The 26,760-nt window shown below is 45.9% G+C and carries 19 protein-coding genes; 17 read left to right on the forward strand and 2 right to left on the reverse strand.

The genetic code is table 11. The features are described from left to right. Positions 1-25: 25 nt before the first annotated feature. The 11 genes from JMX91_RS04450 (at position 26) to JMX91_RS04500 (ending at position 14,119) form a co-directional block, all read left to right on the forward strand. A complete protein-coding gene (locus JMX91_RS04450; protein ID WP_057758328.1) occupies positions 26-772 on the forward strand; it encodes an amino acid ABC transporter permease in 747 nt (248 codons plus the stop codon). Then, complete coding sequence (locus tag JMX91_RS04455; RefSeq protein ID WP_101205580.1) at positions 769-1,437, forward strand: ABC transporter permease subunit; 669 nt, start codon at positions 769-771, stop codon at positions 1,435-1,437. Before JMX91_RS04450 ends, JMX91_RS04455 begins: the two co-directional genes overlap by 4 nt. Before the next feature lie 184 nt (positions 1,438-1,621). Beyond that, complete coding sequence (locus JMX91_RS04460) at positions 1,622-2,353, forward strand: amino acid ABC transporter ATP-binding protein (RefSeq protein WP_057762314.1); 732 nt, start codon at positions 1,622-1,624, stop codon at positions 2,351-2,353. 298 nt (positions 2,354-2,651) lie between these two features. Then, entirely contained in the window at positions 2,652-3,359 is a 708-nt protein-coding gene (locus JMX91_RS04465; protein WP_265089159.1) for a DJ-1/PfpI family protein, read from the forward strand. Positions 3,360-3,458: 99 nt separating this feature from the next. Further along, positions 3,459-4,715, forward strand: coding sequence for an FAD-dependent oxidoreductase (locus tag JMX91_RS04470; RefSeq protein ID WP_201547892.1), 1,257 nt, complete (start codon positions 3,459-3,461; stop codon positions 4,713-4,715). Between the two features lie 370 nt (positions 4,716-5,085). Further along, positions 5,086-6,861 (forward strand): AMP-binding protein, encoded by a 1,776-nt coding sequence (locus JMX91_RS04475; protein ID WP_201547894.1) that lies wholly within the window; start codon positions 5,086-5,088, stop codon positions 6,859-6,861. 241 nt (positions 6,862-7,102) lie between these two features. Further along, on the forward strand, positions 7,103-8,713 hold the full coding sequence (locus JMX91_RS04480; protein WP_201547896.1) for a carboxyl transferase domain-containing protein: 1,611 nt from the start codon (positions 7,103-7,105) through the stop codon (positions 8,711-8,713). 71 nt (positions 8,714-8,784) lie between these two features. Then, entirely contained in the window at positions 8,785-9,591 is an 807-nt protein-coding gene (locus JMX91_RS04485; protein ID WP_201547898.1) for an enoyl-CoA hydratase/isomerase family protein, read from the forward strand. A 77-nt stretch (positions 9,592-9,668) separates the two neighbouring features. Then, positions 9,669-11,768: an acetyl/propionyl/methylcrotonyl-CoA carboxylase subunit alpha gene (locus JMX91_RS04490; protein WP_201547900.1), complete on the forward strand. Its 2,100-nt coding sequence runs from the start codon at positions 9,669-9,671 to the stop codon at positions 11,766-11,768. 58 nt (positions 11,769-11,826) lie between these two features. Then, positions 11,827-12,747: a hydroxymethylglutaryl-CoA lyase gene (locus JMX91_RS04495; protein ID WP_201547902.1), complete on the forward strand. Its 921-nt coding sequence runs from the start codon at positions 11,827-11,829 to the stop codon at positions 12,745-12,747. Positions 12,748-12,931: 184 nt separating this feature from the next. Beyond that, a complete protein-coding gene (locus tag JMX91_RS04500; protein ID WP_201547904.1) occupies positions 12,932-14,119 on the forward strand; it encodes an isovaleryl-CoA dehydrogenase in 1,188 nt (395 codons plus the stop codon). 216 nt (positions 14,120-14,335) lie between these two features. Here JMX91_RS04500 and JMX91_RS04505 read toward each other — a convergent pair whose 3' ends face one another. Then, positions 14,336-15,064 (reverse strand): pantothenate kinase, encoded by a 729-nt coding sequence (locus JMX91_RS04505; protein ID WP_165598299.1) that lies wholly within the window; start codon positions 15,062-15,064, stop codon positions 14,336-14,338. A 59-nt stretch (positions 15,065-15,123) separates the two neighbouring features. Further along, the gene (locus tag JMX91_RS04510; protein WP_201547905.1) at positions 15,124-16,125 is read right to left on the reverse strand and encodes a biotin--[acetyl-CoA-carboxylase] ligase; all 1,002 of its coding nucleotides are present in this window, start codon (positions 16,123-16,125) and stop codon (positions 15,124-15,126) included. 175 nt (positions 16,126-16,300) lie between these two features. Between JMX91_RS04510 and JMX91_RS04515 the strand changes: the two genes are divergently transcribed. The 6 genes from JMX91_RS04515 to JMX91_RS04540 all read left to right on the forward strand — a co-directional run bounded on the left by JMX91_RS04515 (position 16,301) and on the right by JMX91_RS04540 (position 26,708). Then, positions 16,301-17,104 (forward strand): sulfite exporter TauE/SafE family protein, encoded by an 804-nt coding sequence (locus JMX91_RS04515; RefSeq protein ID WP_201547962.1) that lies wholly within the window; start codon positions 16,301-16,303, stop codon positions 17,102-17,104. Between the two features lie 50 nt (positions 17,105-17,154). Further along, entirely contained in the window at positions 17,155-18,096 is a 942-nt protein-coding gene (locus JMX91_RS04520) for a hypothetical protein (RefSeq protein WP_201547906.1), read from the forward strand. A 66-nt stretch (positions 18,097-18,162) separates the two neighbouring features. After that, positions 18,163-22,101 (forward strand): AAA family ATPase, encoded by a 3,939-nt coding sequence (locus JMX91_RS04525; protein WP_201547907.1) that lies wholly within the window; start codon positions 18,163-18,165, stop codon positions 22,099-22,101. 215 nt (positions 22,102-22,316) lie between these two features. Continuing rightward, entirely contained in the window at positions 22,317-23,333 is a 1,017-nt protein-coding gene (locus tag JMX91_RS04530; protein ID WP_201547908.1) for a cell division protein ZipA C-terminal FtsZ-binding domain-containing protein, read from the forward strand. Between the two features lie 389 nt (positions 23,334-23,722). Then, positions 23,723-25,714, forward strand: a complete 1,992-nt coding sequence (gene ligA, locus JMX91_RS04535) for an NAD-dependent DNA ligase LigA (protein ID WP_227679281.1) — start codon at positions 23,723-23,725, stop codon at positions 25,712-25,714. A 67-nt stretch (positions 25,715-25,781) separates the two neighbouring features. Further along, entirely contained in the window at positions 25,782-26,708 is a 927-nt protein-coding gene (locus JMX91_RS04540; RefSeq protein WP_201547909.1) for a hypothetical protein, read from the forward strand. The last annotated feature ends 52 nt before the right edge of the window (positions 26,709-26,760 follow it).

Below are 26,760 nucleotides of genomic sequence, written 5' to 3' on the forward strand. Positions count from 1 at the left end.
TCAATCGTTGCTCGGAGAGACAACCATGAATTATAGCTGGAACTGGGGTGTGCTCTTTGAGCAGACTGGTATTGGCAACGAGCTCTATATCCATTGGATGATCACAGGTCTTGGCTGGCTGCTATTGATTGGCAGTATCGCATGGGCCATCGCGATGGTCGTCGGTACTATCTTCGGTATCATGCGTACCTTGCCCAACAAGACCGCTCGTGCAATCGGTACGGCTTATGTGACATTTTTTCGTAATATTCCACTGCTTGTTCAACTGTTCTTTTGGTTTTATATCGCCCCTGGCTGGCTCACGCCGACGATACAAGAATGGTGGTATAAGGACTTGTCTCCGAATACCTCAGCCATGTTATCAGCCAGTATCGGTTTGGGCTTATTTACCGCTGCTCGTATCGTTGAACAGGTACGGACGGGTATTGAGTCATTACCAGATGGACAGATTAACGCAGCCTACGCGTTAGGGTTTAGTATTCCACAAGTCTATAAAGAAGTACTGCTACCGCAGGCATTTCGTATTATCTTGCCACCGCTCAGCTCTGAGCTAACGAACTGTTTCAAAAACGCTTCTGTGGCCTCGCTTGTGGGGGTAATGGAGCTGATTAGCCAAACCAAAACCATCAGCGAATATACTCAAAATAGTATCGAGATATATACTTACGCGACGATTATTTACTTGGTTTTCAACTTATCCTTAATCGCTATTATGGGATTGATTGAACGTAAATTGCGTGTGCCTGGGCTTATTGCGGGAGGTCAGAAATGAATATGACCGAATTGGCAACAGCCTATCCTGGTTTGATGGGTGGCATGCTTACCACCTTAAAAGTGCTGTTTTTGGCTATTTTAGGCGGTATCAGCTTAGGAACTGTATTGGCATTGATGCGCTTGTCAGGTATCAAAGCGCTTGAAATTCCAGCAAAGCTATACGTCAATTACTTCCGCTCTGTGCCACTGCTATTGGTATTACTGTGGTTCTACTTTGCTGTACCGATGATTTATCTTTGGGTAGCGGGTAAGTACCTGCAACTCGATGCTGCGTTTGCCTCTTGTGTGGTCGCATTTATGATGTTTGAGGCGGCTTACTTCTCAGAAGTGGTACGTGCTGGTATTCAATCGATTGGTAGCGGGCAGGTCAATGCGGCAAAAGCGCTCGGTATGACTTATGGGCAGACCATGCGTCTAGTCATCTTGCCACAAGCCTTTCGTAAGATGCTGCCATTGATTTTGCAGCAATGTATTATTTTATTCCAAGATACGACACTGGTATTTGCCATTGGCTTGACCGACTTTTTCCGCGCAGCCTATGTACGCGGTGAGCTAATGGGATTACTCACGCCTTATATCCTAGGTGCTGGTGCTGTCTATTTTGTGATTAGCTTAAGTGCTTCTATTGGTGTGCAACAATTACAAAAGCGTTTGCGGTTTTAATATAGTTATTTTGATACGGCTTTCGCTTGTGAGCGTTGAGAGTTTGATTTAAATGTTTGATTTACCTTTTTTAAATAATGATTATCGAAAATAATGTGGTTAGGAGCCAGTGATGAGCAATGCTGATACGTACTTAAATGCCTTTGGCGGGCTGGTTACCAATAGTGGTCATGCTAGTGATGAGATGGTCATCGAGATATCTAATGTCAGCAAATGGTATGGAGATTTTCAAGTATTGACTGACTGCACCGCGCATGTACATAAAGGTGACGTCGTCGTCGTTTGTGGTCCATCGGGCAGTGGTAAGTCGACATTGATTAAGACAGTGAATGGACTTGAGCCTTTTCAAAAAGGTGACATCATGGTTAATGGTATCTCTGTCGGTGACCCAAAGACTAATCTACCTAAGTTACGTAGCCGTGTTGGTATGGTATTTCAGCATTTTGAGTTGTTTCCACATTTGACTATTATTGATAATTTGACTGTGGCACAAATCAAAGTCTTGGGTCGTAAAGAGTCTGAGGCCAAACAAAAAGCGATGGCCTATCTAGATCGTGTTGGTCTGACAGTACAAGCGGCGAAATACCCAGCGGAGCTCTCTGGTGGTCAGCAGCAGCGTGTTGCGATTGCACGAGCGTTGGCCATGGATCCCGTCGCAATGCTATTCGATGAACCAACCTCCGCGCTTGATCCTGAGATGATTCAAGAGGTGCTAGATGTGATGGTCGAGCTGACTCGTGATGGTATGACTATGATGTGCGTGACACATGAGATGGGCTTTGCCAGTCAGGTAGCCAATCGTATTATCTTTATGGATGAAGGACATATCGTAGAAAACTGTAGTAAAGATGAGTTTTTTGAAGGCGCGAAAAGTGACCGTGCACAGATGTTCTTGTCGAAGATTTTAAATCATTAAAGACACTTTGATTTACGATTGTTTATAGCCGTGTTTCTAAGACAAAGACATGTTCTAAAGCTTATTTTTCTTTCTACTGCTAATGATTATATAAAGCGCCCTATTAAAGGCAGTTAAACGCTATCTTTAATAGGGCGCTTTGTATTTAGCCTTTTTTGTATAGCTATTTGAAAAACGATTTAGAGCCTATGATGTTTACACACAAGGAGTTTAAATAAGATAGCTTTGAGACTATAAAGCCGCTGAAATAGAGTAGGAATAGTCGCAGGATTAGAGAAATCGCAAACGGCAAAGGCAGATGAAATGGTTCATCTTATTAATCAAACAAGTTTGGAAAGGTAGTAGTCATAATATAGATGAGTTTAATTTAACGCTATCAACTGAATTAGGATTGAATATGACGCTAAAACGAACCGTCGGCATACTACTGTTCAATGAAGTAGAAGTATTGGATTTTGCAGGACCTTTTGAGGTGTTTTCGTTAGCTGAAAATGCTGCCAGTTCTAGTGATGATAAGCACTTTAAGGTGATCACTATTGCCGAGAACCAAGCAACGATATCCGCTAGGAATGGTCTGCAAGTCATTCCTGACTATAGTTTTGCCAATCATCCAGACATTGATGTCTTAATCATCCCTGGTGGTTACGGTGCCGAAAAAACAGAAATATATAATAAGGTGGTAATTGACTGGATTATCACTCAAGCAAGTTTGGCAGAGCTGACGCTTTCAGTGTGTACAGGAGCGTTGCTGTTGGCTAAGGCAGGTTTGCTAGCTGGTAAGTCAGCAACCACGCACTGGATGGACTTGGATAATTTAGCATCCTATCCTGATATCAATGTGATCTCGCATACGCGTTTTGTAGATGCCAGTGATGATACTGGTAATATCATCACATCAGCGGGGATAAGTGCAGGCATCCATGCAAGTTTATACTGTATAGAAAAATTAATAGATAGTGAAACCATGCGTGCAACAGCGCATCGCATGGAGTTCGAAATTGACTAAGTGAATTGCTAGATAGGTGAGTGAATGGCTGTTTACTGATACAATAGCGGTCAATATTTTTGATAATTAAAATAATTCATAAACCATACTGGAGTTTGTATGAGCGTAGAAAACCTATCTGTAGCATCGAGCACAGCAGCAAAAAAAGGTGTCGTTATTATTGGTGCAGGGCTGGCAGGCTGGCATGTCATTGATGCCATTCGTGCCAAAGACACAGAGATTCCAATCACATTAATCACGGCTGATAGTGGCGACCGTTATCACAAGCCGATGTTGACAATGGCAATCAGCCAAAACAAACGAGCATCAGACTTAGTACGGGCATCTGGTAGCGAAGCGGCGAACACAGCAGAAGTGACGCTGCTAGCCAATACGCAAGTGACAGATATTGATCCAGTGAGCCAAACTGTACAGGTGTGCTCTACTGCACAGTCAGATGATGCGCTGACTACTATTGGCTATGAGAAAATGGTACTAGCGATGGGCGCGCATCCTATCTTCCCTAAAAGTCTGCCACAAGATTTGGTCTGGCATGTCAATCATATCGAGCGTTTTAGTCAGCTACAAGAGAAGCTAGCAACAGGTAGCCAGCACGTTGCGATCGTTGGTGCTGGTATGGTGGGTACAGAAATCGCAGAAGACCTACTTAAAGCTGGTCATAAAGTAACGCTTATTGATTTAAATGATGCACCGCTTTCGCAGATGCTACCAGCCAAAGCGACCGCACGTATCGCCAAAGCGATCGAGTCGCAAGGTATTCAATTCTTAGGTGGTTATCAAGTATCAGCTGTCACTCGTGTTAATGACGATGACAATAATAATGACAGCGAAGATGCCGAGAAGCTACAAGTGGACTATGCACCGTTATCATCGGATACAGACAATGCTGATACTCAGCCGCTCGAACCACTGATTGTAGATCATGTGATTGCCAGTACAGGTCTGACAGTCGATGAGCAATTACCTGCGGCGGCTGGTGTGGAATTCGATCGCCGTACGGGTATCGTGGTAGATGCAGCGACATTGCGTACCAATGCAGCGAATATCTATGCCATCGGTGACTGTATGTCTATCAATGGGGTCGCTTGTCGTTATGTTGCACCATTACGCGCGCAGGCTGCGACTATCGCTGATGATATCTTAGGTCACGAGCATAGTGGCTATGATCATAAGCCGCCGATGATTCGCCTAAAAAATAAAGCCATCTCTGTGATGGTGACGGGTGTACCGCAAGCAGCAGGTAATTGGCAAGTGAAGACTGAGAGTGATGATGAGCTAATCATGGATTTGCTCGATGACAATGAAGCTGTTAGCGCAACAGTAACGATTAAAGCGCCTGCAGTTTCTAAAGCATAACGATTGCAATACCGTCTTTTGAAAAACTAATAAAGCACATCATTTATAAGTGATATCCTTTATTAGATTCCTTGTCAGAAGATTCAGTTAAAAGACAATATTGATGATTGAGCCAGCCCATTGCTTATGATGTGGCTGGCTTTTTTATGTCAAATATTTGCCATGATTCTATGTTACCTTTTACTAAATAGAAAGGTAAACTGCCTAATTAAATGATACATACTGTATTGATATTGTTGACAGGCTTTCATTGATGGCGTTATAGTAGCTGAATGCTATGTAAGACCTGCCCAAGGAAGAAGGTTTGCACGCAGGCTATTAATAAGTGCTATTTATAAATGATATAAAAAGTAAAACGAAAGGACTCGTTATGACTCAAACTCCTGATCTCGATTCGACTCGCGTTGACTTCGATACTATTTTAAACAACATTCCTAGTATCAATATGGGCGCACGCTCAGCCAATGCACCACTTACTCAAAGCTATGACAAAGGTCCTGATGTACCGCTGATTGAAGCGACAATCGGTGACTTTTTTGATGCTATTGTTTCTAAATATCCTGAGCGCGAAGCACTGGTCGTCCGCCATCAAAATATCCGCTGGACATATCGTGAGCTACAGCAGCAAGTGAATCAGCTAGCCAGTAGTATGATTGAGATGGGACTAGAAATTGGCGATCGTATCGGTATTTGGTCGCACAACAATGCTGAATGGTTGCTCATGCAATTGGCTACAGCAAAAGTTGGCGTTATCCTCGTTAATATCAATCCTGCCTACCGTACTTTTGAGTTGCAATATGCCTTAAACAAACTGGGCTGCTCAGCGCTCGTACTGATGCGTCATTTCAAAACCAGTGATTACGCCAGTTTAATCCGTGAGCTGTGTCCTGAAATTTACCATAAAGATTACACTCAGCTTGATTTGGTCGAGATTCCGACGATTGAACGTATCATTTGGATTGATGAGCAAGAGTCGGATGAGACATTCGGTTTTATGCAAAAATTCTCTGCATGGATGAGCGAGGGCGATGCCAACGATCCGCGTGTTGCTGAGCGCCAAGCTCAGCTTAGGAACACCGATGCCATCAATGTACAGTTCACCAGTGGTACGACAGGTACACCAAAAGGTGCCACCTTAAGCCATCGTAATATCTTAAATAATGGCTACTTTATCGGTGAGGCCATGAACCTCACTGAAGAGGATAGGCTGTGTATTCCAGTACCTCTGTATCATTGCTTTGGTATGGTGCTTGGTAATCTAGCGATTCTCACGCATGGCGGTTGTATCGTATATCCAAACGACGGCTTTGAGCCATTGACCGTATTACAAGCAGTCGAAGAAGAAAAGTGTACAGGTCTGCACGGCGTGCCAACGATGTTTATCGCCGAGCTTGACCATCCTGAATTTGAAAACTTTGATTTGTCTACCTTACGTACTGGCATAATGGCTGGCTCTAGTTGTCCGATTGAGGTTATGCGCCGTGTCATCGATAAGATGCATATGAGCGAAGTCACCATTGCCTATGGCATGACAGAGACCAGTCCCGTATCTTGCCAGACCAATGAGCACACGCCACTTGATAAACAGGTCTCGACGGTAGGACTGGTACAGCCTGCGCTTGAGGTGAAAGTCGTCGATACAGAAACAGGTGAAATTGTCCCGCTAGGTGAGACAGGTGAGTTGCTCACACGAGGCTATTCAGTGATGAAAGGCTATTGGGGTAGTCGCTTTAAAACGCGTGAGGCGATCCAAGATGGTTGGATGCATACGGGTGATTTGGCTACGATGGATGAAGATGGCTACGTAAAAATCGTCGGCCGTAGTAAAGATATGGTGATTCGCGGCGGCGAAAATATCTATCCAGTAGAAATTGAAAATTACCTCTATCGTCACCCAAAGATTCGTGATGTACAAATCGTGGGTATACCAGATGAGCGTTATGGTGAAGTGCTGGCAGCGTGGATTATTCCGAAAGAGCCTGGCTGCTTAACTGAACAAGAAGTACGCGAGTTCTGTAGCGAGCATATCGCTCACTATAAAGTGCCGACTTACTATCGCTTTGTGACTGAATATCCAATGACCATCACTGGCAAAATTCAGAAATATAAAATCATTGAGCAAATGAAAGAAGAGTTGGGTTTGTAGTAAGCTTACTTGTCTGCTCTAAAAAACAAAAGACTAACCATATTCATTTCACTATAAAAGTATTACAGCGTTAACCTCGCTTGAAGTATCACACATACATCTACACTCGGTTGCCTTGTACTACTTTTAAATTGAATCGACTATATGTGAGTAACGCTTAAAAATAGCAGTTAGTATCATTCATATAAAAAGCTACTCACATCTACGTATCTATCTATGTATAAGAAAAAAAAGGGATATCATGAGCGCTATCATAACCAGTAAACTGAGTCCAAACTCAAGCGATTTTCAGCAAAACAGTGCCGCGATGCAAGAGATAGTCGATGACCTGTATATACACTTGCGTAAAGTTGCCCAAGGTGGCTCAGAGCGCGCACGAGCCAAGCATCTAGCGCGTGGTAAGCTGTTACCACGTGAGCGCGTCGAGCGTTTATTGGATGTAGGTACGCCGTTCCTAGAAGTGGCACCGATGGCTGCACATGATATGTATGGCGAAGAGATTCCGGCAGCTGGTGTGATTGCTGGTATTGGCCGTATCAATGGCATCGAGTGTATGATTGTCTGTAATGATGCCACGGTAAAAGGCGGCACCTATTACCCAATGACGGTCAAAAAGCACCTACGTGCCCAAGAGATTGCGCAAGAAAACCATCTACCGTGCGTTTATCTGGTTGATTCAGGTGGCGCAAACTTACCGAACCAAGATGATGTGTTCCCTGATAAAGAGCATTTCGGTCGTATCTTTTTTAATCAAGCCAATCTGAGTGCAGCAGGCATTCCGCAAATTGCTGTGGTTATGGGCAGCTGTACGGCTGGCGGTGCGTATGTGCCTGCGATGAGTGATGAATCTATTATTGTCAAAGAGCAAGGCACTATCTTTTTGGGTGGTCCACCACTAGTCAAAGCAGCAACAGGTGAAGAGGTTACCGCAGAAGATTTGGGCGGTGGTGATGTACATACTAGACTATCAGGTGTGGTTGATCATCTAGCGCAGAATGATACGCACGCGTTATCGATTGCCCGTAATATCGTCAGTCACCTAAATCGCCCTGCGAAAAATATCCCCAATCAAATCACACCGCGTCCGCCACGTTATGATGCCAAAGAGCTATACGGTGTCATTCCAACAGACAAGCGCAAGCCATTTGATATCAGAGAAATCATCGCGCGTATCGTTGATGACAGTGCCTTTGATGAGTTTAAATCGCGTTTTGGTACGACGCTAGTCTGTGGATTTGCTCATATCGAAGGGATGCCTGTTGGTATTATCGCCAATAACGGTATCTTGTTCAGTGAGTCAGCGCAAAAAGGGACGCACTTTATCGAACTGTGCTGTAAGCGCAAAATCCCATTAGTATTCCTGCAGAACATTACTGGCTTTATGGTGGGTCGTAAATACGAGAACGAAGGGATCGCTCGTCATGGCGCCAAAATGGTAATGGCGGTGGCCAATGCCAAAGTACCAAAATTCACGGTTATCGTCGGTGGCTCGTTCGGCGCTGGTAACTACGGTATGTGTGGCCGCGCTTACAGCCCTCGTTTCTTATGGATGTGGCCAAATGCGCGTATCTCTGTCATGGGCGGTGAGCAAGCAGCGTCAGTACTGGCAACGGTCAAACGTGATAACTTTGATCGCAAAGGTGAGGCATGGAGCGACGAAGACGAAGCCGCATTTAAAGCACCGATTCGCGAAATGTATGAAGAGCAAGGTCATCCTTACTATGCTACCGCGCGCATGTGGGATGATGGCGTAATTGACCCTGCTGATACGCGCAATGTATTGGCGTTAGGATTAAGCGCAGCTTATAACGCACCAATTGAAGAGACGACATTTGGTGTCTTTAGAATGTAACCAGTTTTTAATATTTAACGATACTCAATAAATATCATCAGTAAAGATAGTGACTAAAAAAAGAGAAGACAATGCAACAAAATATAAATAATTATAAAAGCTTACTGGTTAACATCAAGCAGCATGTGGCTACGGTGACATTAAATCGTCCTGAGATACGTAATGCCTTTAACGATGAAATGATTGCTGAGCTAACCGATGCTTTCACTACCCTTGGTACTGATGACGAGGTGCGTGTTATTGTATTAGCGGCTGCGGGCAAAGCGTTTTGTGCAGGCGCCGACCTTAATTGGATGCGTGCCATGGCAGATTATAGCTATGAAGAAAATTTAGCGGATGCTGATAAGTTGGCGCAAATGCTTAAGACTATTTATGAATGTCCTAAGCCAACAGTTGCGGCTATTCAAGGCGATGTTTATGCAGGTGGCATGGGTCTGGTCGCTGCTTGTGACGTAGCCATCGCCGTTAAAATTGCCAATTTCTGCCTCAGTGAAGTGCGTTTGGGGTTGGCACCTGCCACTATCAGTCCTTATGTTATCCGAGCGCTAGGTGCTAGAGCCTCGCAGCGTTATTTCTTAAGTGCTGAAGTGTTTGATGCCAAAAAGGCGCGTCAGCTTGGCTTTATCCATGAGCGTGTTAGCGAAGAGTGGCTAAGTGATGAAGTGGCTGCGTTCTGTAACAAGGTCGTCAAAAACAGCCCTGACGCGGTAAAAACCTGCAAACAGCTATTACACGATGTCGCTGGTGCACCTATTACAGATGAGCTGATTGCTGACACGGTCAAAGGTATCGCTGATATCCGCTCATCAGAGCAGGGTAAAGAGGGCGTGCAAGCCTTTTTGCAAAAACGTAAACCTGATTGGCTAATGGCAGACTAACTAGTAGCAGAACAACGATAGATAAATGGGCAAATAGACAAGACGTCAAATAATAACGACAAGACACAGGGATAGTTATGTTTTCTAAAATTCTAATCGCCAACCGTGGTGAAATTGCTTGCCGAGTGGCTGCGACTGCTAAGCGTCTTGGCGTCAGTACCGTTGCTGTTTACTCCGATGCGGATCGTGAGGCCAAGCATGTGGCTGTCTGTGATGAAGCTATCTATTTAGGCGGTTCGGCACCGAAAGACAGTTATCTAAAAGGCGATGCTATTATTGCTATCGCTAAGCAGACGGGCGCCCAAGCGATTCATCCAGGATATGGGTTTTTGAGTGAAAATGCTGATTTTGCACAGGCTTGCCAAGATGCTGGCTTGGTATTTATTGGCCCATCGGCAGATGCTATTCGCGCTATGGGCGGCAAATCTGAGTCTAAGCGCTTGATGGAATCGGCTGGTGTGCCGCTGATACCGGGATATCATGGTGATAACCAAGATGCACAGTTTTTGCAGCAGCAGGCCGATAGTATTGGCTATCCTGTCTTGATTAAAGCCAGTGCAGGTGGTGGCGGTAAAGGTATGCGTATCGTTGAAAAAAGTAGCGATTTTATTGATTTGTTAGATTCATGCCGCCGTGAAGCGATTACCAGTTTTGGCAATGATCAAGTATTGGTCGAAAAATACGCGCTAAAACCACGTCATATCGAAATCCAAGTATTCGGTGACACGCATGGTAATTATGTGCACCTGTTTGAGCGTGATTGCTCAGTACAGCGTCGCCATCAAAAAGTACTAGAAGAAGCGCCAGCGCCCGGTGTCGATACTGCCATGCGTGAAGCGATGGGCACAGCGGCAATCGAAGCAGCACGTGCAGTTGATTACGTGGGTGCAGGTACGGTTGAATTCATCGTTGAGCAGCGCGAAGACTCTATGAATTTTTATTTCATGGAAATGAATACGCGCTTGCAAGTTGAGCATCCAGTCAGTGAAGCTATTACTGGCGTCGATTTGGTCGAGTGGCAGCTGTTGGTTGCTGCGGGTCAGCCATTACCAAAAACGCAAGATGATCTGGCTATCAACGGTCATGCAATTGAGGCGCGTATCTGTGCCGAAAACCCTGACAACAATTTTTTGCCAGCGACAGGAACTTTATTCACTTATCAAAAGCCTGAGCATAGTACCTTCAACATTACTGATGTGCGTATCGATGATGGCGTACGTGAGGGCGATGTGATTAGTCCTTTTTACGACTCTATGATTGCTAAGCTTATCGTCCATGCTCCTACGCGCGAGCAAGCGTTGGCGAGACTTGATCGTGCATTGGCACAGACGCGTATCGTTGGTCTGCCAAATAACGTGGCATTTTTGCGTTATATTTTAAATACAGATTCATTTAGCAAAGCCAATCTCGATACGGCATTGATAGAGCGCGAGCAGGATAAGCTTTTTGACCAGCACCCTCTCGGATTATCAACCCTTGTGGTGACAGCTATTGCCCAGCAGCTTGCGAGTGAGGCGACCACGCAGGGCTCAGATCCATTTAGCAAGTCGACGGGTTTCCGTGCTTATAGCGATTATACTCGTTCATTTAGCTTGGTTTATGATGAGCAGGCTTATAGCGCTCGCATCAGTAATTGGCATAATGCAAGTTGTGCTGATAGCAAAAAAGGCGGTGATAGTCTCAGTAATTTTACGCTCGTCATTGGTAAAGAAATCGCGAATACGCAGGATGATAGCAATATCAATGTAGCGGCTCAGACCGAAACGATTTATGAAGGTCAAATTAGCTATGATAGCAATGACGCGCACAATCATACCTTATGGTTAGATGGTGCACGTATCAGTGCCCAAAGCTGGGTAAATAACGAGAGAGTTTATGTATTCACGGATAGTGGACGCGATGAAATTACGCTTATTGATATCATGGCACATGTGGGCGAAGACACAGCAGCAGTTGGCAGTTTGAAGTCACCAATGCCAGGACAAGTGGTTGCATTCAAAGTAGCTGTTGGCGATACTGTGAAAAAAGGCGAGCCACTTGCCGTTATCGAAGCCATGAAAATCGAACATACGATTACGGCACCGACGGATGGTGTGGTAGCAGAGCTATTATTTGCAGCAGGTGACTTGGTCGCTGATGGTGATGAGCTACTGCGCATCGATAGCGAAAGCGCATAGCTGACGAGGCCTAATAAAAAAGCCTCATAAAGCGCAAATAACAAAAAGGACGACAAGTATGAGCCATTCGTATCCAAGCCATGTCAGCATCGTTGATGTCAGTCCACGTGATGGACTACAAAACGAATCCATGACGGTGCCGACTGAGGTTAAGCAAACGCTTATCAATGATTTGATTGCGGCAGGTGTCAAAAAGCTAGAGGCAACAAGCTTTGTTTCGCCAAAGTGGGTGCCACAAATGGGTGATAACAGCGCGTTACTGGATGCGCTTGCGCCAACGCGGCAGACGGACGTCTGCTACTCGGTACTGGTGCCCAATATGCGTGGCTTTGAAAATGCTATCTTGCATCGCCCAGATGAAATCGTCATCTTTGGCTCAGCCAGCGAAACCTTTAGTCAAAAAAATATCAATTGTAGTATCGATGAGAGTATCGAACGTTTTGCACCAGTGGCTGCGGCAGCAAAAGCACAAGGCATAAAGGTACGTGGCGTGATTTCTTGTACGGTTGGTTGTCCCTATGAAGGCGAGATTGACCCCAGTCAAGTAGCGTATGTCACCAAGCGATTGATTGAGATCGGTTCAGAGCAGATTGGCATTGCCGATACGATCGGTGTGGGTACACCGCTCAAAGTACAACGAGCGTTGCAAGCTGCACTTGAGTATGCTGATATCTCTATGCTATCAGGTCATTTCCATGATACTTATGGCCAAGCGCTAAGCAATACTTTGGCTGCATTACAAATGGGTGTTAGTGAGTTTGATACCTCTGTCGCGGGCCTCGGTGGTTGTCCTTATGCTAAAGGCGCAACGGGCAATGTCGCTACCGAAGATGTGGCGTATATGTTGCATGGTATGGGTATCAGCACGGGTATCGATTTGGATAAATTGGTCGTGGCAGGCGAGCGTATCAGTGAATTTTTAAAGCGACCAAATGGCTCAAATGTAGCACGTGCCATCATCAATAAACGTCAGTCTTAAATAGTATAGTCAATCCACTACGAAGGTATGACAGCATTAACCTCGTTTGAAGTATTTGATATACATCTACACTCGGTTGCCTTGCCATACTTTCACATTGAATGGACTATTACATCAAAAATAATATGGCTTTAAAAAACAGATTAAAATTCGAAAATTAAATATTTATATACAAGGAATGGTTATGAGTTTACCTGGATTAAATTTTCAACTTGGCGAAGATATTGACGCGCTACGTGATGTCGTGCAGCAGTTTGCGGCAAACGAGATCGCTCCACGTGCTGCTGAGATTGATAGCAGCGATGAGTTCCCAATGGATCTGTGGCAAAAAATGGGTGACCTCGGTTTGCATGGCATTACCGTTCCTGAAGAGTACGGCGGCTCTAATATGGGCTACGTCGCCCACATGGTCGCGATGGAAGAGATTAGCCGAGCTTCGGCATCGGTAGCACTGAGTTATGGCGCACACTCGAATCTATGTATTAACCAAATCAAACGTAACGGCTCTGAAGAACAAAAGCAGAAATATCTGCCGAAACTAATCAGTGGCGAGTTCATCGGTGCATTGGCAATGAGTGAGACAGGCGCTGGCTCAGATGTTGTTAGCATGAAGCTAAAAGCAGAAGAAAAAGACGGCAGCTATATTTTAAACGGTAGCAAAATGTGGATCACCAATGGCCCTGACGCGGACGTGATGGTGGTTTATGCTAAGACCAATCCTGAGATGGGTGCAAAAGGCATGACGGCCTTTATCGTTGAAAAAGGTATGGAAGGCTTTGGTACAGCGCAAAAGCTAGATAAGCTCGGCATGCGTGGTAGTCATACTGGTGAGATGACTTTTAATAATGTAAAAGTACCAAGCGAAAATATCTTGGGCGGTCTTAATGAGGGCGTTAAGGTATTGATGAGTGGCCTAGATTACGAGCGCGCTGTATTGGCTGCAGGTCCTATTGGCATCATGCAAGCGGTGATGGACAATGTTGTGCCTTATATCCATGACCGTAAACAGTTTGGTCAAGCGATCGGTGAGTTCCAGCTTATCCAAGGTAAAGTTGCGGACATGTATACGATACTGCAAGCCGGTCGTAGTTTTTTATACACCGTGGGTAAAAACCTCGATATGTTGGACGCGCGCGGTGCCGGTCATAGTCGAGAAGTGCGCAAAGATTGCGCCAGTGTGATCTTATGGTGTGCCGAAAAGGCCACATGGATGGCAGGCGAAGGTATTCAAATATTTGGCGGAAACGGCTATACTAATGAGTATCCACTTGGTCGCTACTGGCGCGATGCTAAGCTGTATGAGATTGGCGCAGGTACCAGTGAAATTCGTCGTATGCTAGTCGGTCGCGAGCTGTTTAACGAGACCAAATAAGAGGCAGCTAATGAAGCCTTAGCTATTTTCTAATATAAAATAAAAAAGCAGCACGCTTAAAACGTGCTGCTTTTTTTGTGTCAACGTCAAACCGAATTATCTATAGTCAAAGAAGTCTAAAACGGATACAAGGCAGCCGACTGCAGATTGTACAAATAGTATGTCTAGGGAAGGTAACGCCGTAGCCGTTTAGTAGTTCTTTGACTGTATAAGCGGTTAAGACTTATTCCGATAATCAAAATACCTTGCCAAACCATTTAATAATAAATCATCACGTAAGCGCACTGGGCGATTAACATGCTGCGAAATAATAGCGGCATCTCCACCTGTCATAATCAATTCAAAATTAGGGTGACGATGGCTAATCTCATTGATCGCGCCGACGATAGAGAGCAAAATACCGCGATGCACTGCGTCTTGAGTGGTCAAGCCTTGGTTGACGCTATCAAAAGTACCGTTCGAGATAGTGATTTGCTTAGTACCAGAGAACAGGGACTCACGCTGTAGATATATGCTAGGGAAAATATAACCGCCTAAATGCTCAGCATGATCAATCAGATCAATGGTTACCGCTGTACCACAGCCAATCACACACTGGCGTTTTTTCTTATCGACCGCACCGAGCATCTGTAGCCAGCGATCACAGCCGAGCTGCTGATCATTGTAAGCACTTTTCATCAGCGCATGCGCAGCATCGACATGGACAAACTCAAACGGAATATTCAAACGACTGAGCGTCTCTGATACTTTGGCATTGAGATTGTCACCCAATACCGATGAGATACCAATAAAGTCAGGCGCATAACGCTCGAAGCGATCCGTCAGACCCATAAGTAGTTCGGCAGGCGCTTGCAAATGCTGCTTGGCATCATGTGCGACTATTTGTCCGATATCATCGGTTAGCCAGTATTTTAGGCGGGTATTTCCAAGATCAAGCCAGAGCATAAAAGTCCCTTTATATAGTGCTCGTTAATGATGGTGTTCATCAATATAGTTGTCTAAGCCTAATAAATAACGTCGATGCGTCCAGTAAAAAGCGTAGAAATCTTACCGCTATCTTGGCGTAATTGCAAACAGCCATGTGTGTCGACACCACAAGCGATTCCCGTCACGACTTTTTCTTCATTATTATAGTCTTGGGTAACGCGTAAGTGCAGACCTGATAGCGCATCCATCGTCGCAAACTGCTCCAAAAAACTATCCAAATAGTAAGTATGACCCGTTGGCTGTTCTATGCCCAAATGCTCAAAGCGTGTCATCGCCGCCATCAATGCTTTGCACATCTGCTGATAGAGCATTGGTAGGTCTGGTAGGCTCGCAGATCGTGTCTCTAAAGGCAGCATCTCATTAATGCCTTGTAAGCTAATCGCTTGGTAGCTCATACCCTCTGACGTTTGCGTGGTGAGCTTTGGTGCTGCTTGTACGTTTAAGCCAATACCTAGCACCACACCGACCAATCTACCAGCTTTCGTCACTGGCTCTATCAAAATCCCAGCCAGTTTATTAAAGGGTAGGGTACGCTGATTTGCTACATCACTATCCAATGCTGAGTTTAATACTGAGTCTAATACCGAGCTGTCCGTTACAGATTGCACTTTAGATAGCTCTTCAGATTGGCTCTGAGCTTGCTGATAAAAACCCAAGTCATTTGCCCATTTCACACCGATTGGCGTCAGTCCCTGTGCTTGCAGTTGCTCGTTCAGTGTTTGAATGACGGGCATTTTTGCCAGTTCAAGGCCAATGATGAGCGATAATAAGCCACTGATTGGCATATGCACAGGATGGTATAGCGATAGATAGACATTGCCGCGCGGTGATTGCCACGAGCGCCCGTGCTGACCACGACCTGCGCTTTGGGTTTCCGCTGTCAAAACATGTACGGTGGCGACATCTAACGATCCGTTTTGCAAGGCTTCTATCAGCTCGCTATTGGTCGAGGCGCTACTAGCCACATGATGGTGATTGAGCTCGGATAAATAGGGAGGAAAACTGGTGAGTGGCGGCATAAGTTTAGTCGATGTGGTTAAAGGAAACTTTGATATACTGAGCGATTGTTGCGGTCAGACAGTACCGAGTAAACAGCATAAAGGTCACGCTGAGATTTGGCAAATACAATTAAGCACGCCTAAGCGCTAGTGAGTACTATAGCGCCAGTTAGTATTATAAAAGGTTCGTTCTATGATGTTATATGTGTGGTTTGTGATTGCAGGCGCGTTTGCGGGTGTCAGCGCGGGCTTGTTTGGCGTCGGCGGTGGCATGATTATCGTGCCTGCATTGGTTTGGATTTTTACCGCATATGATTTTTCGCCAGAAGTAATCACCCATCTGGCCATTGGTACGTCATTGGCGACCATCGTTGTAACTTCAATCAGCTCACTGACTGCACATAACAAGCGCGGCGGCGTGCGCTGGGAAGTATGGCGTAAGATGGCGCTTGGATTGGTCATCGGTAGTTTGGTCGGTGCGGGTATCGCGGATATGATTGATGGGCAAGCGCTACAGGCTATCATTGGTTTCGGTGCGCTATTGGTCGCCTTAAAAATGCTGTTCTTTTCGAATAAAGAGCAGGTGGGTAAGCCATTGCCGCCTGCTGGGGTGCAGTTTGGCGCAGGTACGGGCATTGGTATGGCGTCGTCTATTTTTGGTATTGGCGGTGGTAGTTTGACCGTACCATTTTTGAACTGGGCGGGACTGCCGATGAAGCAATCGGTCGGTACGTCAGCGGCATGCGGTCTGCCCATTGCCCTAGCTGGCGCGGCTGGGTTTGCCTGGTTTGGTCAAGATGTGGTCAACCTCCCTGAGGGCACCATCGGGTTTGTCCACGTCATAGGATTCTTATTTATTTCGGTGGCGAGCTTTGCGATGGCAAAAGTCGGTGCCAAGCTCGCCCATGTATTGCCTGCCTTAATGCTCAAGCGCGCGTTTGGCGTGCTACTGATATTTGCAGGAGGGCAGTTGTTGTTAAGTGGACTGGGTGTGTTATAGCAATCTCAAATATTTGTCGTAAAAAATGTAAACCATGAGACATTCTTAGTATGAAAGCAGCAGAAAAATATCGCCGTGTTTTTGGCTCAATAAATCATTTAAAAGATCAGCTATCATGGACGACTGGTCTTACGAATATGGTAGAGTTTTTGGCGTGGGAGCCGCAACGTATTTTAGGTATTACTAAAAAGCAATACGTACGCCAAATCATTGAATGGGTCGCTCACCCAGATATGAAGGACAAAAATATAGAAGAGATTGAGCAGTCAGTCATCAAAAAGCTCAATGCAAAAATGCATGAGTCTGAGCAGTTAGAGACGTATTCAACGCAAACGACGGGCATCTGTAATGCGAGAGAAGCTGTGCGCCGCGTAAAATTCTTTTCTGAGGATTATCTAAATAAAGAGTTCGATATCTTTTTGAGTTTATGTAGTGATGTCTACTTAGACTCATTTTATCAGCAATTCATCACCTTTGAGCCGAGTGGATCATGGTCGACACATGGCAATAGCGGATTGTTTGAGGCCAGCACAGAACTCAAAGCCATGTATATGGACAACTTGGCCTACAACCATCAGTCGAATGTGTTGATAGCGAATGAGTTAAAACTCGCTGGCCGGAAAAATCCAGATCAGCTGCTCAAGTACTGTGTGATGTATGAGCATTTGCTCGAAAAAGGCTTTATCGATAAAGGGGCTAAGTTTTTGTTGTTGTTCATCGGTGGTAATGCGCTAGAGCACAACAAGCAGCGCTTAGCCGATCGAGAGCTGGCACTGTGTCACAAACGACCCAAGAAGTATCAGCATCTATTAAGACCAGAATTATTAGAAATCGTCGATCATCTACAAGTGGCCAGTATCACGTGGTCAGCATTGATTGCGTTCAATCAGCGCTACTTAGCAGAAAATAACGTCTGCCAAGTCGAACAAAAACTGCTGCATGGGTTTCACCAGAGCCTGAAGGCAAAATCGTTTATGCACTTAGGCGTTTAACTCTAAAAACTTACAGGAATTTCAGGTAGAATAGCCGCCTGTTTTCGCCATATCAACTGACTATTCATGCGTTTAAAATCCCTAAAGCTGGCAGGCTTCAAATCTTTTGCCAATCCAACCACTTTTACTTTTCGTCATGGTATCACTGCCATCGTCGGGCCGAACGGCTGTGGCAAATCCAATGTGATTGATGCCATCCGTTGGGTGCTGGGCGAAACCTCTGCCAAGCAGTTGCGCGGTGGGGCGATGAGTGATGTTATCTTTGCCGGTACGCAAGATAAAACAGCAAAAAGTGTCGCCAGTGTCGAGCTGACCTTTGAGCATACCCAAGATGAGCAGACTGGTATTCGCCACGAGTTTAACTTGTACCAAGAGCTATCGGTTCGCCGTCAGGTAAATAAAGATGGCCGCTCAGATTATTTTATCAATGGTACGCGTTGCCGTCGCCGTGATGTGGTCGATGTGTTTTTAGGTACAGGGTTGGGTGCACGTAGCTATGCGGTGATTGAGCAAGGCATGATTGGGCGCATCGTTGAGTCTAGTCCTGTGCAGCTGCGTGAGTTTATCGAAGAGGCGGCAGGTGTCTCGCGCTATCAGGCTCGCCGTGAAGAAACGCAAAAAAAGTTAGAGAAGACAAAAGACAATCTAGCGCGCCTGCACGATATGCAAAGCGAGCTATTACGCCAGCAGAAAACACTGTCTAAGCAGGCTGCTAGTGCGCAGCGTTACGAGGAAATCTCTCTCAGCTTGGCTGATATTGAGCAGCAGCTCGCTATTCAGCAGCTCTACCAAGCCAAGCACAATCAGCAGCAGCAAAAAATAGCGCATGAGCGCAGTACGGCTGAAGTGTCAACACTGCAAGCCGACTATGACACGCTAAAAGCTAAGCAAGATAAGCTTACCGCTCGTATCAACCAAGAGCAATGGCTCAAAGATGACGCCCAAAGCGCGCATTATCAGCAGCAGCTGGGCTACCAAAACGCTGAGCATCAATTGAGTGATGCCACTGCACAGCTGGCAGCCATTGAGCAGCAACTGTCTCATTTAGCACAGCAGCGCGAGCAATCATTCGCTGATATCGAACGGCTCAACGCTGAACAAGCTGAGCAGAATCAAGCATTAGAAGCGTTACGTCCGCAGCTTATTGAGCTGACAGATAAACGCAATAACTATAAGCGCAATGAGCAGCCACTACAACGCGCGTGGCACGAAGCGCAAAACAATCTGTCACGCTTGCAAGACAAGGCTCGCACGCTTGAGCAGCAGCAGGCGATTAATATCCAAGCACAAAAGCGCCACCAGCAAAGCTATGATAAGTGGCAACGCCGCGAGCAAAATTGGCAAAACCTCTGGCAGCAATTGCAGCAGTCTATAGCGCCATCTGACAGTATCGTTATGAGTAAGACGGATAATGCACAAGATCTAAGTCAACTGCTAGAACAGCAAGTCACTGAGCTAAACACGCAGTTGCAGCAGGTTGAGCGTCAATACGAAGCCGTCGATGAACGATTATCCGAGATACAACCGCAAGCGCATAGTTTGCAGCAGAGACTAAACGCACAGCAGAGCGAGCTGAGCAATGATGAAAAGCGTCATGCGCTGTTGGCAGGCGAATACGATACCCTGCATCAGATACTGCATCCAAAACCTACACAGCAGCAATCAGCAAAGTCGAAAGTTATCGCGACAGATAATGTAGATAGCGATGGCACACATCATCAGCCGATAGCCATTGCAACGCTACGTGAGCAGGTTGAGCTAAGTGCCAAAGGGCAGGAACATGCGCCGCTACTCGATAATATCTTGGCATTATGGCTAGACAGCCATGTGCTGGTTGCTAACCAACAAGCCAATCAAACAAAGCAATCAAGCGTTGATAATGCTACTGACGTTTCTCAAAAAACTGATAGCTTATGGCAAGCGCTTGAGCATGACATTACAGATTTACTGACTTATCAAACGGCACAAAATACACCTGCCAGTGCAAAAGATAAAACTCCAATAGAGACGGGTCATAGCTTATGGTTGCCTACTGCGCAAAATGATATTAGTGACCAAGAATTTGTCAGCGAATTGCCAGACAATTTGATTGATAAAGTATTGCCATTATCGCAGTTGATTACTCAGCCGCTACTCTCGCTATGGCAGCAGTGTTATCTATACACAGCGCAGTTTGAGACTAGTGAGCAGCATGAGATTGATACACTTACTGATGTACTAAAGTCATTGCCGCCATCAGCGATATTGCTCACCGCAGATGGTTGGCTCATCAGTCGTCATGGAACGATTAATTTAAGCAAATTCGCTGGTGCGCAAGATAGTCAAAGTAATAGCAGCAGTCAATTTCTCACGCAGCGTTTGCAGCAGCGCACTCGTTTGCAAGCGTTAGAAGACTTGCTTGATGAGTTTGAAACCAAAATACAAGAACAGCAAAAGTCGATTGCAAAAGACCAGCGCGATTATGATGCGTTAATGGTTAGCTTGGAAGAAACGCGCGCGCAAGCTGAGCAGTTAACCCGTGATAAGCATCAATACCAGCAGCAACTGACGACCGAGCGAGCCAATGCTGAGCGGTTGCAAGCGGATAGCCAGCGCCTGAACGCTGACAAAGCAACTCTTGAGCAAGAAAAGCAAGAACTGGCACAAGAGCAACAAACCCTTGAGCAAGAACAACAGCATATTGAAGGCGAGATTGCTACGCTAACGCCGCAAATAGCAGGGGCACGAGCGACAACTCAGCAACTGCAAGCTGAGCGCAGCGAGCTAAACCGCGCGCGTCAAGCTGATGATGACGCTTGGCAAGCATTACAGCTGCGTATTCAGCAGTATGAGATGCGCTTGGAGCATAGCGTTAGCAGTCTGGCTCGTGCAACTGAGCAACATGACAAGTCGTTAGAGAATGAGCAGAGTCTACAGACTCGTCACGAGCAGCAGCAGGTCAAGTTGCCAGAGCTACAAGCAGCGCTACAGTCTGCACAGGTAACGCGAGATGAGCAGCAAGTGCTATTGAACGAGCGCGATACTGCGCTAACGGTACTAAAACAAACTTATACTGAGCAGCAGACAGCATTTGATACATTGCAAAACACATTACACACGCAGCAAAGCGAGCTTGCCCGTCATGCTACTGAGCTGGCATTAAGCGCGGCACGGTTAGAGGATGCTAGCGCGCACACGAAGAGCGCTTTAGATGCCTACTATCGTGTAAGTCATAAATATAAGGCACCAGCAGAGCAACCTCAACAAAGCATGAGCGTCTCAAACTTGCTAGCAGATTTTATCGCTCATGATCGCCGCGTCCGTCCAGACAAAATCGCTGAGCTTGAATCTGAGCGCGCCAAGTTGACCCAGCAGTTGAGCAAGATTGGGCCAGTCAATTTGGCAGCGGTCGCAGAGTTGGCTGAGGTAAACGAGCGCCTAGATCCACTCGCACAGCAGACGGCAGATATCTCGGCAAGTATGCAGACATTGACTGAAGCGATTGCCTCTATTGATGAGACGACCAAGACACTGTTTATGCAGACGCTTGATGCGGTCAATAATGAGCTGGCCAATTTATTTGCCAAAGTCTTTGGCGGTGGACAGGCTAGCCTGACACTGAACACCGACGAGATGCCAGCCAATACGCCAAAGTCAGAGCAGTGGCGGGCAGGGCTTACCTTGATGGCGCAGCCGAAGGGCAAACGCAACAGTCGCTTAGCGGTACTGTCGGGTGGTGAAAAAACCCTTACTGCATTGAGTTTAATTTTTGCGATATTTAAGCAGCATCCCGCACCGTTCTGTGTGCTTGACGAGGTCGATGCACCGCTTGATGATGCCAACGTCGCGCGCTTTACCAGTCTCATCCATGAGCTAGCAGATGATTTACAGTTTATCTTTATCAGTCATAATAAATTGACGATGCAAATTGCTGATGAGCTAAAAGGTATCACTATGCCAAGTGCAGGCATTTCTACACTAGTCAGCGTGTCGCTTGATGAAGCTGTGCGTTACGTAGAGAGCTAAGCGTGAAGTAGTCGATATTAAAAGTGCTATGAGAATCAGCGCGATGCAAATATAATCAATCAGTTGGCATAAATGCAAATAAGCTTGACCTCAGTCCAGCATACTGGTTATAAAGTACACAATGTGGTGACGATATAGGTCAGCCATGCTAGAATATTGCCATTTATGCTCGTTTGTGTATTCCCTTTTGTTATATATACTAGGATGTATTTATCATGACCGTTATTCAGTTTATATTGATTGCCATTGCCGCGTTTATCGTGCTCGCAGGGCTGTTTATGGTCATTCGTAGCTTTAAGCGCCGCGGTGCTACCGAAGCTGCTGCGGTCAATTATGATAAAAATGGTATTCCGATCATACCGCGTCACGAGCGCAACATCGTCGATCAGCCAGACCTTGATGATACGGTTGCAGGTGAGACGAGTATCGGTCCAGATCGTAGCTACTTGGATGCTGTGGTTGAAGAAGAGCCATTGACGCAAGCACATACCAACGTTGACGCTCAACTAACGGCTGAGCGTGATCATATAGCAACTGAAGACCATGACGTCATCGATGAAGCGGACTACGCGCGCTGGCAAGAAGAGCAACGCCGTGCCGATAGTGCTGAGTTTGTAGAAGTCGCCGATCAGATACATATCGAGCAAGAGCCTGATGCGTTCTCTAGCCTAATGTCAGCGACTGATAGCCTGATGCCAACCATCGATACGGCAGAAGAGCCAAGCTTCGATGACAACAGCCCGATACTGGATCAGCATCTATCAGAGTCAGGTGATGACGCGCAAAACGGGCCATTGATTAATGCTAAAGACAATATCAATATCACCATCTTGCCGCACCAATATCGCGATCGTCCAGCGGCGATTATCCGTGGTCGTGACCTGCTAGCATTGATTGATAAATATGGTCTACGCTATGGTGCGATGAATATGTTCCATCGCTATGAGCAAAAAGACGGCACGGGTATGCTGTGGTTTAGTATGATGGGCATTACTGATAGCGGTATCGCACCGTTTGATCCGCATAGTGTCGCGACCAACACTTATAACGGTGTCGTCGTGTTCTTATCATTGCCGCATCCACAAGCCGTACGCAGCTTCGATAGCATGATGAGCATTGCTTACATGATGGCAAGCGACCTTGACGCGATTATGCTGGATGAAGAGAACGAACCAATCACGCCTGAATACAAGCAGCAGCTGCGTAACCAAGTTCGTGATTACGAAGGTTAACGGTTTGAAAGCCAAAAGCTACGAAAGTTAAAAGCTGACTAATATTAGAAATCATAAAAAGGGCAAATAGCGATTAACGTTATTTGCCTTTTTTATTTGCCCTTTTTATTGAGCTATAGTTTCTGCAAAATTCTAACCATAGATAGTAGACTGAGCGAGCCTGACACAGTATCTGATTTATATAGGATTGACTATACCGAGCTTCCTACAAACTTGTTATCATATCGACATCTTGAATTGCAAAAAAGACGCCGACTATGACTGACTCTACCTCATCAAATAATTCTAAAAATTCATCTGCTCAAGTAGAAAGCCAAGCACCTGCGACCTCTAATATACCCAGTCCTACCGATAGTAGTACCAATAATAATACAGAGATTGTCTCAAAAATGCGTGCGCTTATTGAAGCGATTAAGACGCATAACTATGCCTATTACGTGCTCGATAATCCGATATTAGAAGACAGCGAGTACGACCAATTACGCCGCTCGTTGCTTGAGATTGAAGAGGAATATCCAGATTTAGTGCAGCCAGATAGCCCAATCAATCAAGTCGGTGATATGCCGTTATCAGCTTTTACCCAAGTTACGCATGACATTCCGATGCTGTCGCTAGGCAATGTCTTTGAATATGATGATTTGCGCGATTTTATGCGCCGCGTCAATGATCGTCTCAGCGACTCGCAGCAAAACCCTGAATACGAGATGGAGCTAAAGCTTGATGGACTGGCGGTTTCACTGAAATATGAGCACGGAAAATTTGTCCAAGCAGTCACGCGCGGTGATGGGCAGACCGGTGAAGATATTACTCAAAATGCCAAAACCATTCGTAACTTACCACTATGGATAGCCGATGCAGCTGATATTGAATTGTTAGAAGTGCGCGGTGAAGTATTAATGCCAAAGGCAGGATTTGAGCGTCTCAATCGACTGGCAGAAGAGAATGAAGGCAAAACCTTTGCCAATCCGCGCAATGCCGCCGCTGGTAGCTTACGTCAGCTAGATCCAGCGATAGCAGCCAGTCGTCCATTGGCTTTCTATGGCTATTCGGTCAATCAAGGTTTGCCAGATACTATCGACACTCAGTCAGGGGCGTTGGCATGGCTTACCGAGCTTGGATTTACGGTCAGCGCCGTAGAAGTCGTAGCAAATCCACGCGCCGCACAGACCTATTATGAGTCTGTGATAGAAGGGCGTCGCGATCTGCCATTTGAAATCGATGGCATGGTCATCAAGGTAAACAGCCTTGCGTTACAGCAGCAGTTAGGCTACCTATCACGCGAGCCACGCTGGGCGACTGCTTATAAATTCCCTGCCGAGACTGTGATGACACGTCTCAACGATATCGAGTGGCAAGTCGGCCGTACGGGTCAAATCACCCCAGTCGGTAAGCTTGAACCTGTCAAAGTTGGCGGCGTCACCGTCAGCAATGTCACTTTGCATAACTTTGGTGAGATTCAGCGTTTAGATGTGCGTGCAGGCGATACGGTCAGCGTTCACCGTGCAGGCGATGTCATCCCAAAAGTCACTCGTGTCTGGCATGATCAGCGCCCAGCCGATAGTGAGCCGGTCACGCTACCCTCTATTTGCCCTGTCTGCGACTCTCCTGTCGTCTTGCCAGAAGACGAGGCATTGGCGCGCTGTACGGGCGGATTGTTTTGCCCAGCACAGCAGCAGGAAGCGCTTATTCATTTTGTCTCACGCCGTGCCATGGATATCGATGGGCTTGGTGCCAGTTGGTTGATTAGCTTCTTTGAGCATGGTCTGGTCAAAACGGTCGCTGATATCTATCAGTTGCACAATCATGCAGATGAGATGGTCACCTTTGAGAAATTGGGTGAAAAATCGGTACAAAATATCATCAACGCTATCGAAGCCAGCAAGCATACGACATTGGCTCGCTTTATTTACGCGCTAGGTATTCGCGGTGTCGGTGAAGGCACAGCACAGAACTTTGCTCAGCAATTTGGTGATTTAGATAGCCTAATGTCGGCCAGTATTGAGACCTTGATAAAAACGCCAGATGTCGGAGAAATCACCGCTGAGCTGACTTATAAGTTCTTCCGTGCCCCGCATAATATCGAAGTCATTACTGCACTACGTGAAGCTGGCGTCTATTGGGATAAGGTCGAGCAGGTCGCATCAGAAGGGCTACCACTCGATGGGCAAACGTGGGTCATCACAGGCGTGCTCGATAGCATGGCGCGTGATGAAGCCAAAGCCAAACTACAAGCGCTGGGTGCGAAAGTCTCGGGTAGCATCTCGACAAAAACCACTGCGCTATTGGCAGGGGATAAGGCTGGCTCTAAACTGACCAAAGCAGAAAAACTGGGTGTGAAAATTGTGGGTGAGGAAGAGTTTTTGGCGATGGTTGGGGCGTAGATTTAGCTTCAACTGAGATTTATAGATGCGCTGGACGCTACCACTTGCAAACATTGGATAATCCTTTATGAAAACGATAACACAAGATGCTAGCCAGCGCGAAATTAGTTGTTTTGTTAAAGGAACATCAGTCAGAGTAGAGGGGCCAAATAGGTTTAGCTATAAACCGATACAAGATATCGAGGTAGGTGACAAAGTACTATCAGCACCTGAAAATGGTATCGGAGAGCCTGTCTTTAAACGAGTGACCAAAACCTTTAAGTTTGAAGACAAAGAGATATGGTACGTTGGATTTATTGATATCACGCGCCCAGCTCTAACAGATGTAAGAGATATAGGGGATATCCATTATGCAATGACACCAAGACACGTTGGTGTCACGCCTAATCACCCTTTTATGATCGTGGGTAAAGGATATCATACTGACCGAGATCGTTCGCTCGTTGGACCGCCAGAGGATTTAGCATTACTTGATACACCTAAATGGAGACGTGCAGACCAGCTAACGTTTGGAGATATACTGTTGAATCCAGAAAATGGCAATCATTATGCAGTAATAGCCGCTAAACCCTTATACCAGTATGGGAGTGATCAGGTCGATAATATGGCATGGATGCATGCCACACCTTACTATGCTCACGCTGTAGAAGATACTGAAGATATGGAGGAAAGTTTAAGCAAAGGGACATTGTTTAATATGGACGATATCAATGAATATTTCGGTGCATTTCGATATGCGGACATTTCCTGCGATAACTACAATGTCACCACTCATGATGATGGTACAGAGTCTTATATTCCTTATACCACGACGGTATATAACCTTGAAGTTGAGGATTACCATACCTACTGTATTGGTGGTACTTATCAGATCATGGTTCACAATACCAACTGCGGTACTGACAACCCCGAAAATTTTCTACTTGAATATATTGCGCCCAAACGTATGCTTGGCGATGGTTATGCTAACTTAAATATGGACGGACGCAAGTGATGGAGCGTAGGGTGCGCTCAGCGCACCTAGAGAAATAAACTACTTTAATTTA

Origin of the sequence: Psychrobacter sp. Pi2-1 (genome assembly GCF_904846645.1) — a bacterium.
Taxonomy (GTDB): domain Bacteria; phylum Pseudomonadota; class Gammaproteobacteria; order Pseudomonadales; family Moraxellaceae; genus Psychrobacter.

Excerpts from the sequence above, each read along its gene's own strand:
- JMX91_RS04450 (WP_057758328.1), top strand. The coding sequence starts at position 26 with ATGAATTATAGCTGGAACTGGGGTGTGCTCTTTGAGCAGACTGGTATT.
- JMX91_RS04455 (WP_101205580.1), top strand. The coding sequence starts at position 769 with ATGAATATGACCGAATTGGCAACAGCCTATCCTGGTTTGATGGGTGGC.
- JMX91_RS04460 (WP_057762314.1), top strand. The coding sequence starts at position 1,622 with ATGGTCATCGAGATATCTAATGTCAGCAAATGGTATGGAGATTTTCAA.
- JMX91_RS04465 (WP_265089159.1), top strand. The coding sequence starts at position 2,652 with ATGAAATGGTTCATCTTATTAATCAAACAAGTTTGGAAAGGTAGTAGT.
- JMX91_RS04470 (WP_201547892.1), top strand. The coding sequence starts at position 3,459 with ATGAGCGTAGAAAACCTATCTGTAGCATCGAGCACAGCAGCAAAAAAA.
- JMX91_RS04475 (WP_201547894.1), top strand. The coding sequence starts at position 5,086 with ATGACTCAAACTCCTGATCTCGATTCGACTCGCGTTGACTTCGATACT.
- JMX91_RS04480 (WP_201547896.1), top strand. The coding sequence starts at position 7,103 with ATGAGCGCTATCATAACCAGTAAACTGAGTCCAAACTCAAGCGATTTT.
- JMX91_RS04485 (WP_201547898.1), top strand. The coding sequence starts at position 8,785 with ATGCAACAAAATATAAATAATTATAAAAGCTTACTGGTTAACATCAAG.
- JMX91_RS04490 (WP_201547900.1), top strand. The coding sequence starts at position 9,669 with ATGTTTTCTAAAATTCTAATCGCCAACCGTGGTGAAATTGCTTGCCGA.
- JMX91_RS04495 (WP_201547902.1), top strand. The coding sequence starts at position 11,827 with ATGAGCCATTCGTATCCAAGCCATGTCAGCATCGTTGATGTCAGTCCA.
- JMX91_RS04500 (WP_201547904.1), top strand. The coding sequence starts at position 12,932 with ATGAGTTTACCTGGATTAAATTTTCAACTTGGCGAAGATATTGACGCG.
- JMX91_RS04505 (WP_165598299.1), bottom strand. The coding sequence starts at position 15,064 with ATGCTCTGGCTTGATCTTGGAAATACCCGCCTAAAATACTGGCTAACC.
- JMX91_RS04510 (WP_201547905.1), bottom strand. The coding sequence starts at position 16,125 with ATGCCGCCACTCACCAGTTTTCCTCCCTATTTATCCGAGCTCAATCAC.
- JMX91_RS04515 (WP_201547962.1), top strand. The coding sequence starts at position 16,301 with ATGTTATATGTGTGGTTTGTGATTGCAGGCGCGTTTGCGGGTGTCAGC.
- JMX91_RS04520 (WP_201547906.1), top strand. The coding sequence starts at position 17,155 with ATGAAAGCAGCAGAAAAATATCGCCGTGTTTTTGGCTCAATAAATCAT.
- JMX91_RS04525 (WP_201547907.1), top strand. The coding sequence starts at position 18,163 with ATGCGTTTAAAATCCCTAAAGCTGGCAGGCTTCAAATCTTTTGCCAAT.
- JMX91_RS04530 (WP_201547908.1), top strand. The coding sequence starts at position 22,317 with ATGACCGTTATTCAGTTTATATTGATTGCCATTGCCGCGTTTATCGTG.
- ligA (WP_227679281.1), top strand. The coding sequence starts at position 23,723 with ATGCGTGCGCTTATTGAAGCGATTAAGACGCATAACTATGCCTATTAC.
- JMX91_RS04540 (WP_201547909.1), top strand. The coding sequence starts at position 25,782 with ATGAAAACGATAACACAAGATGCTAGCCAGCGCGAAATTAGTTGTTTT.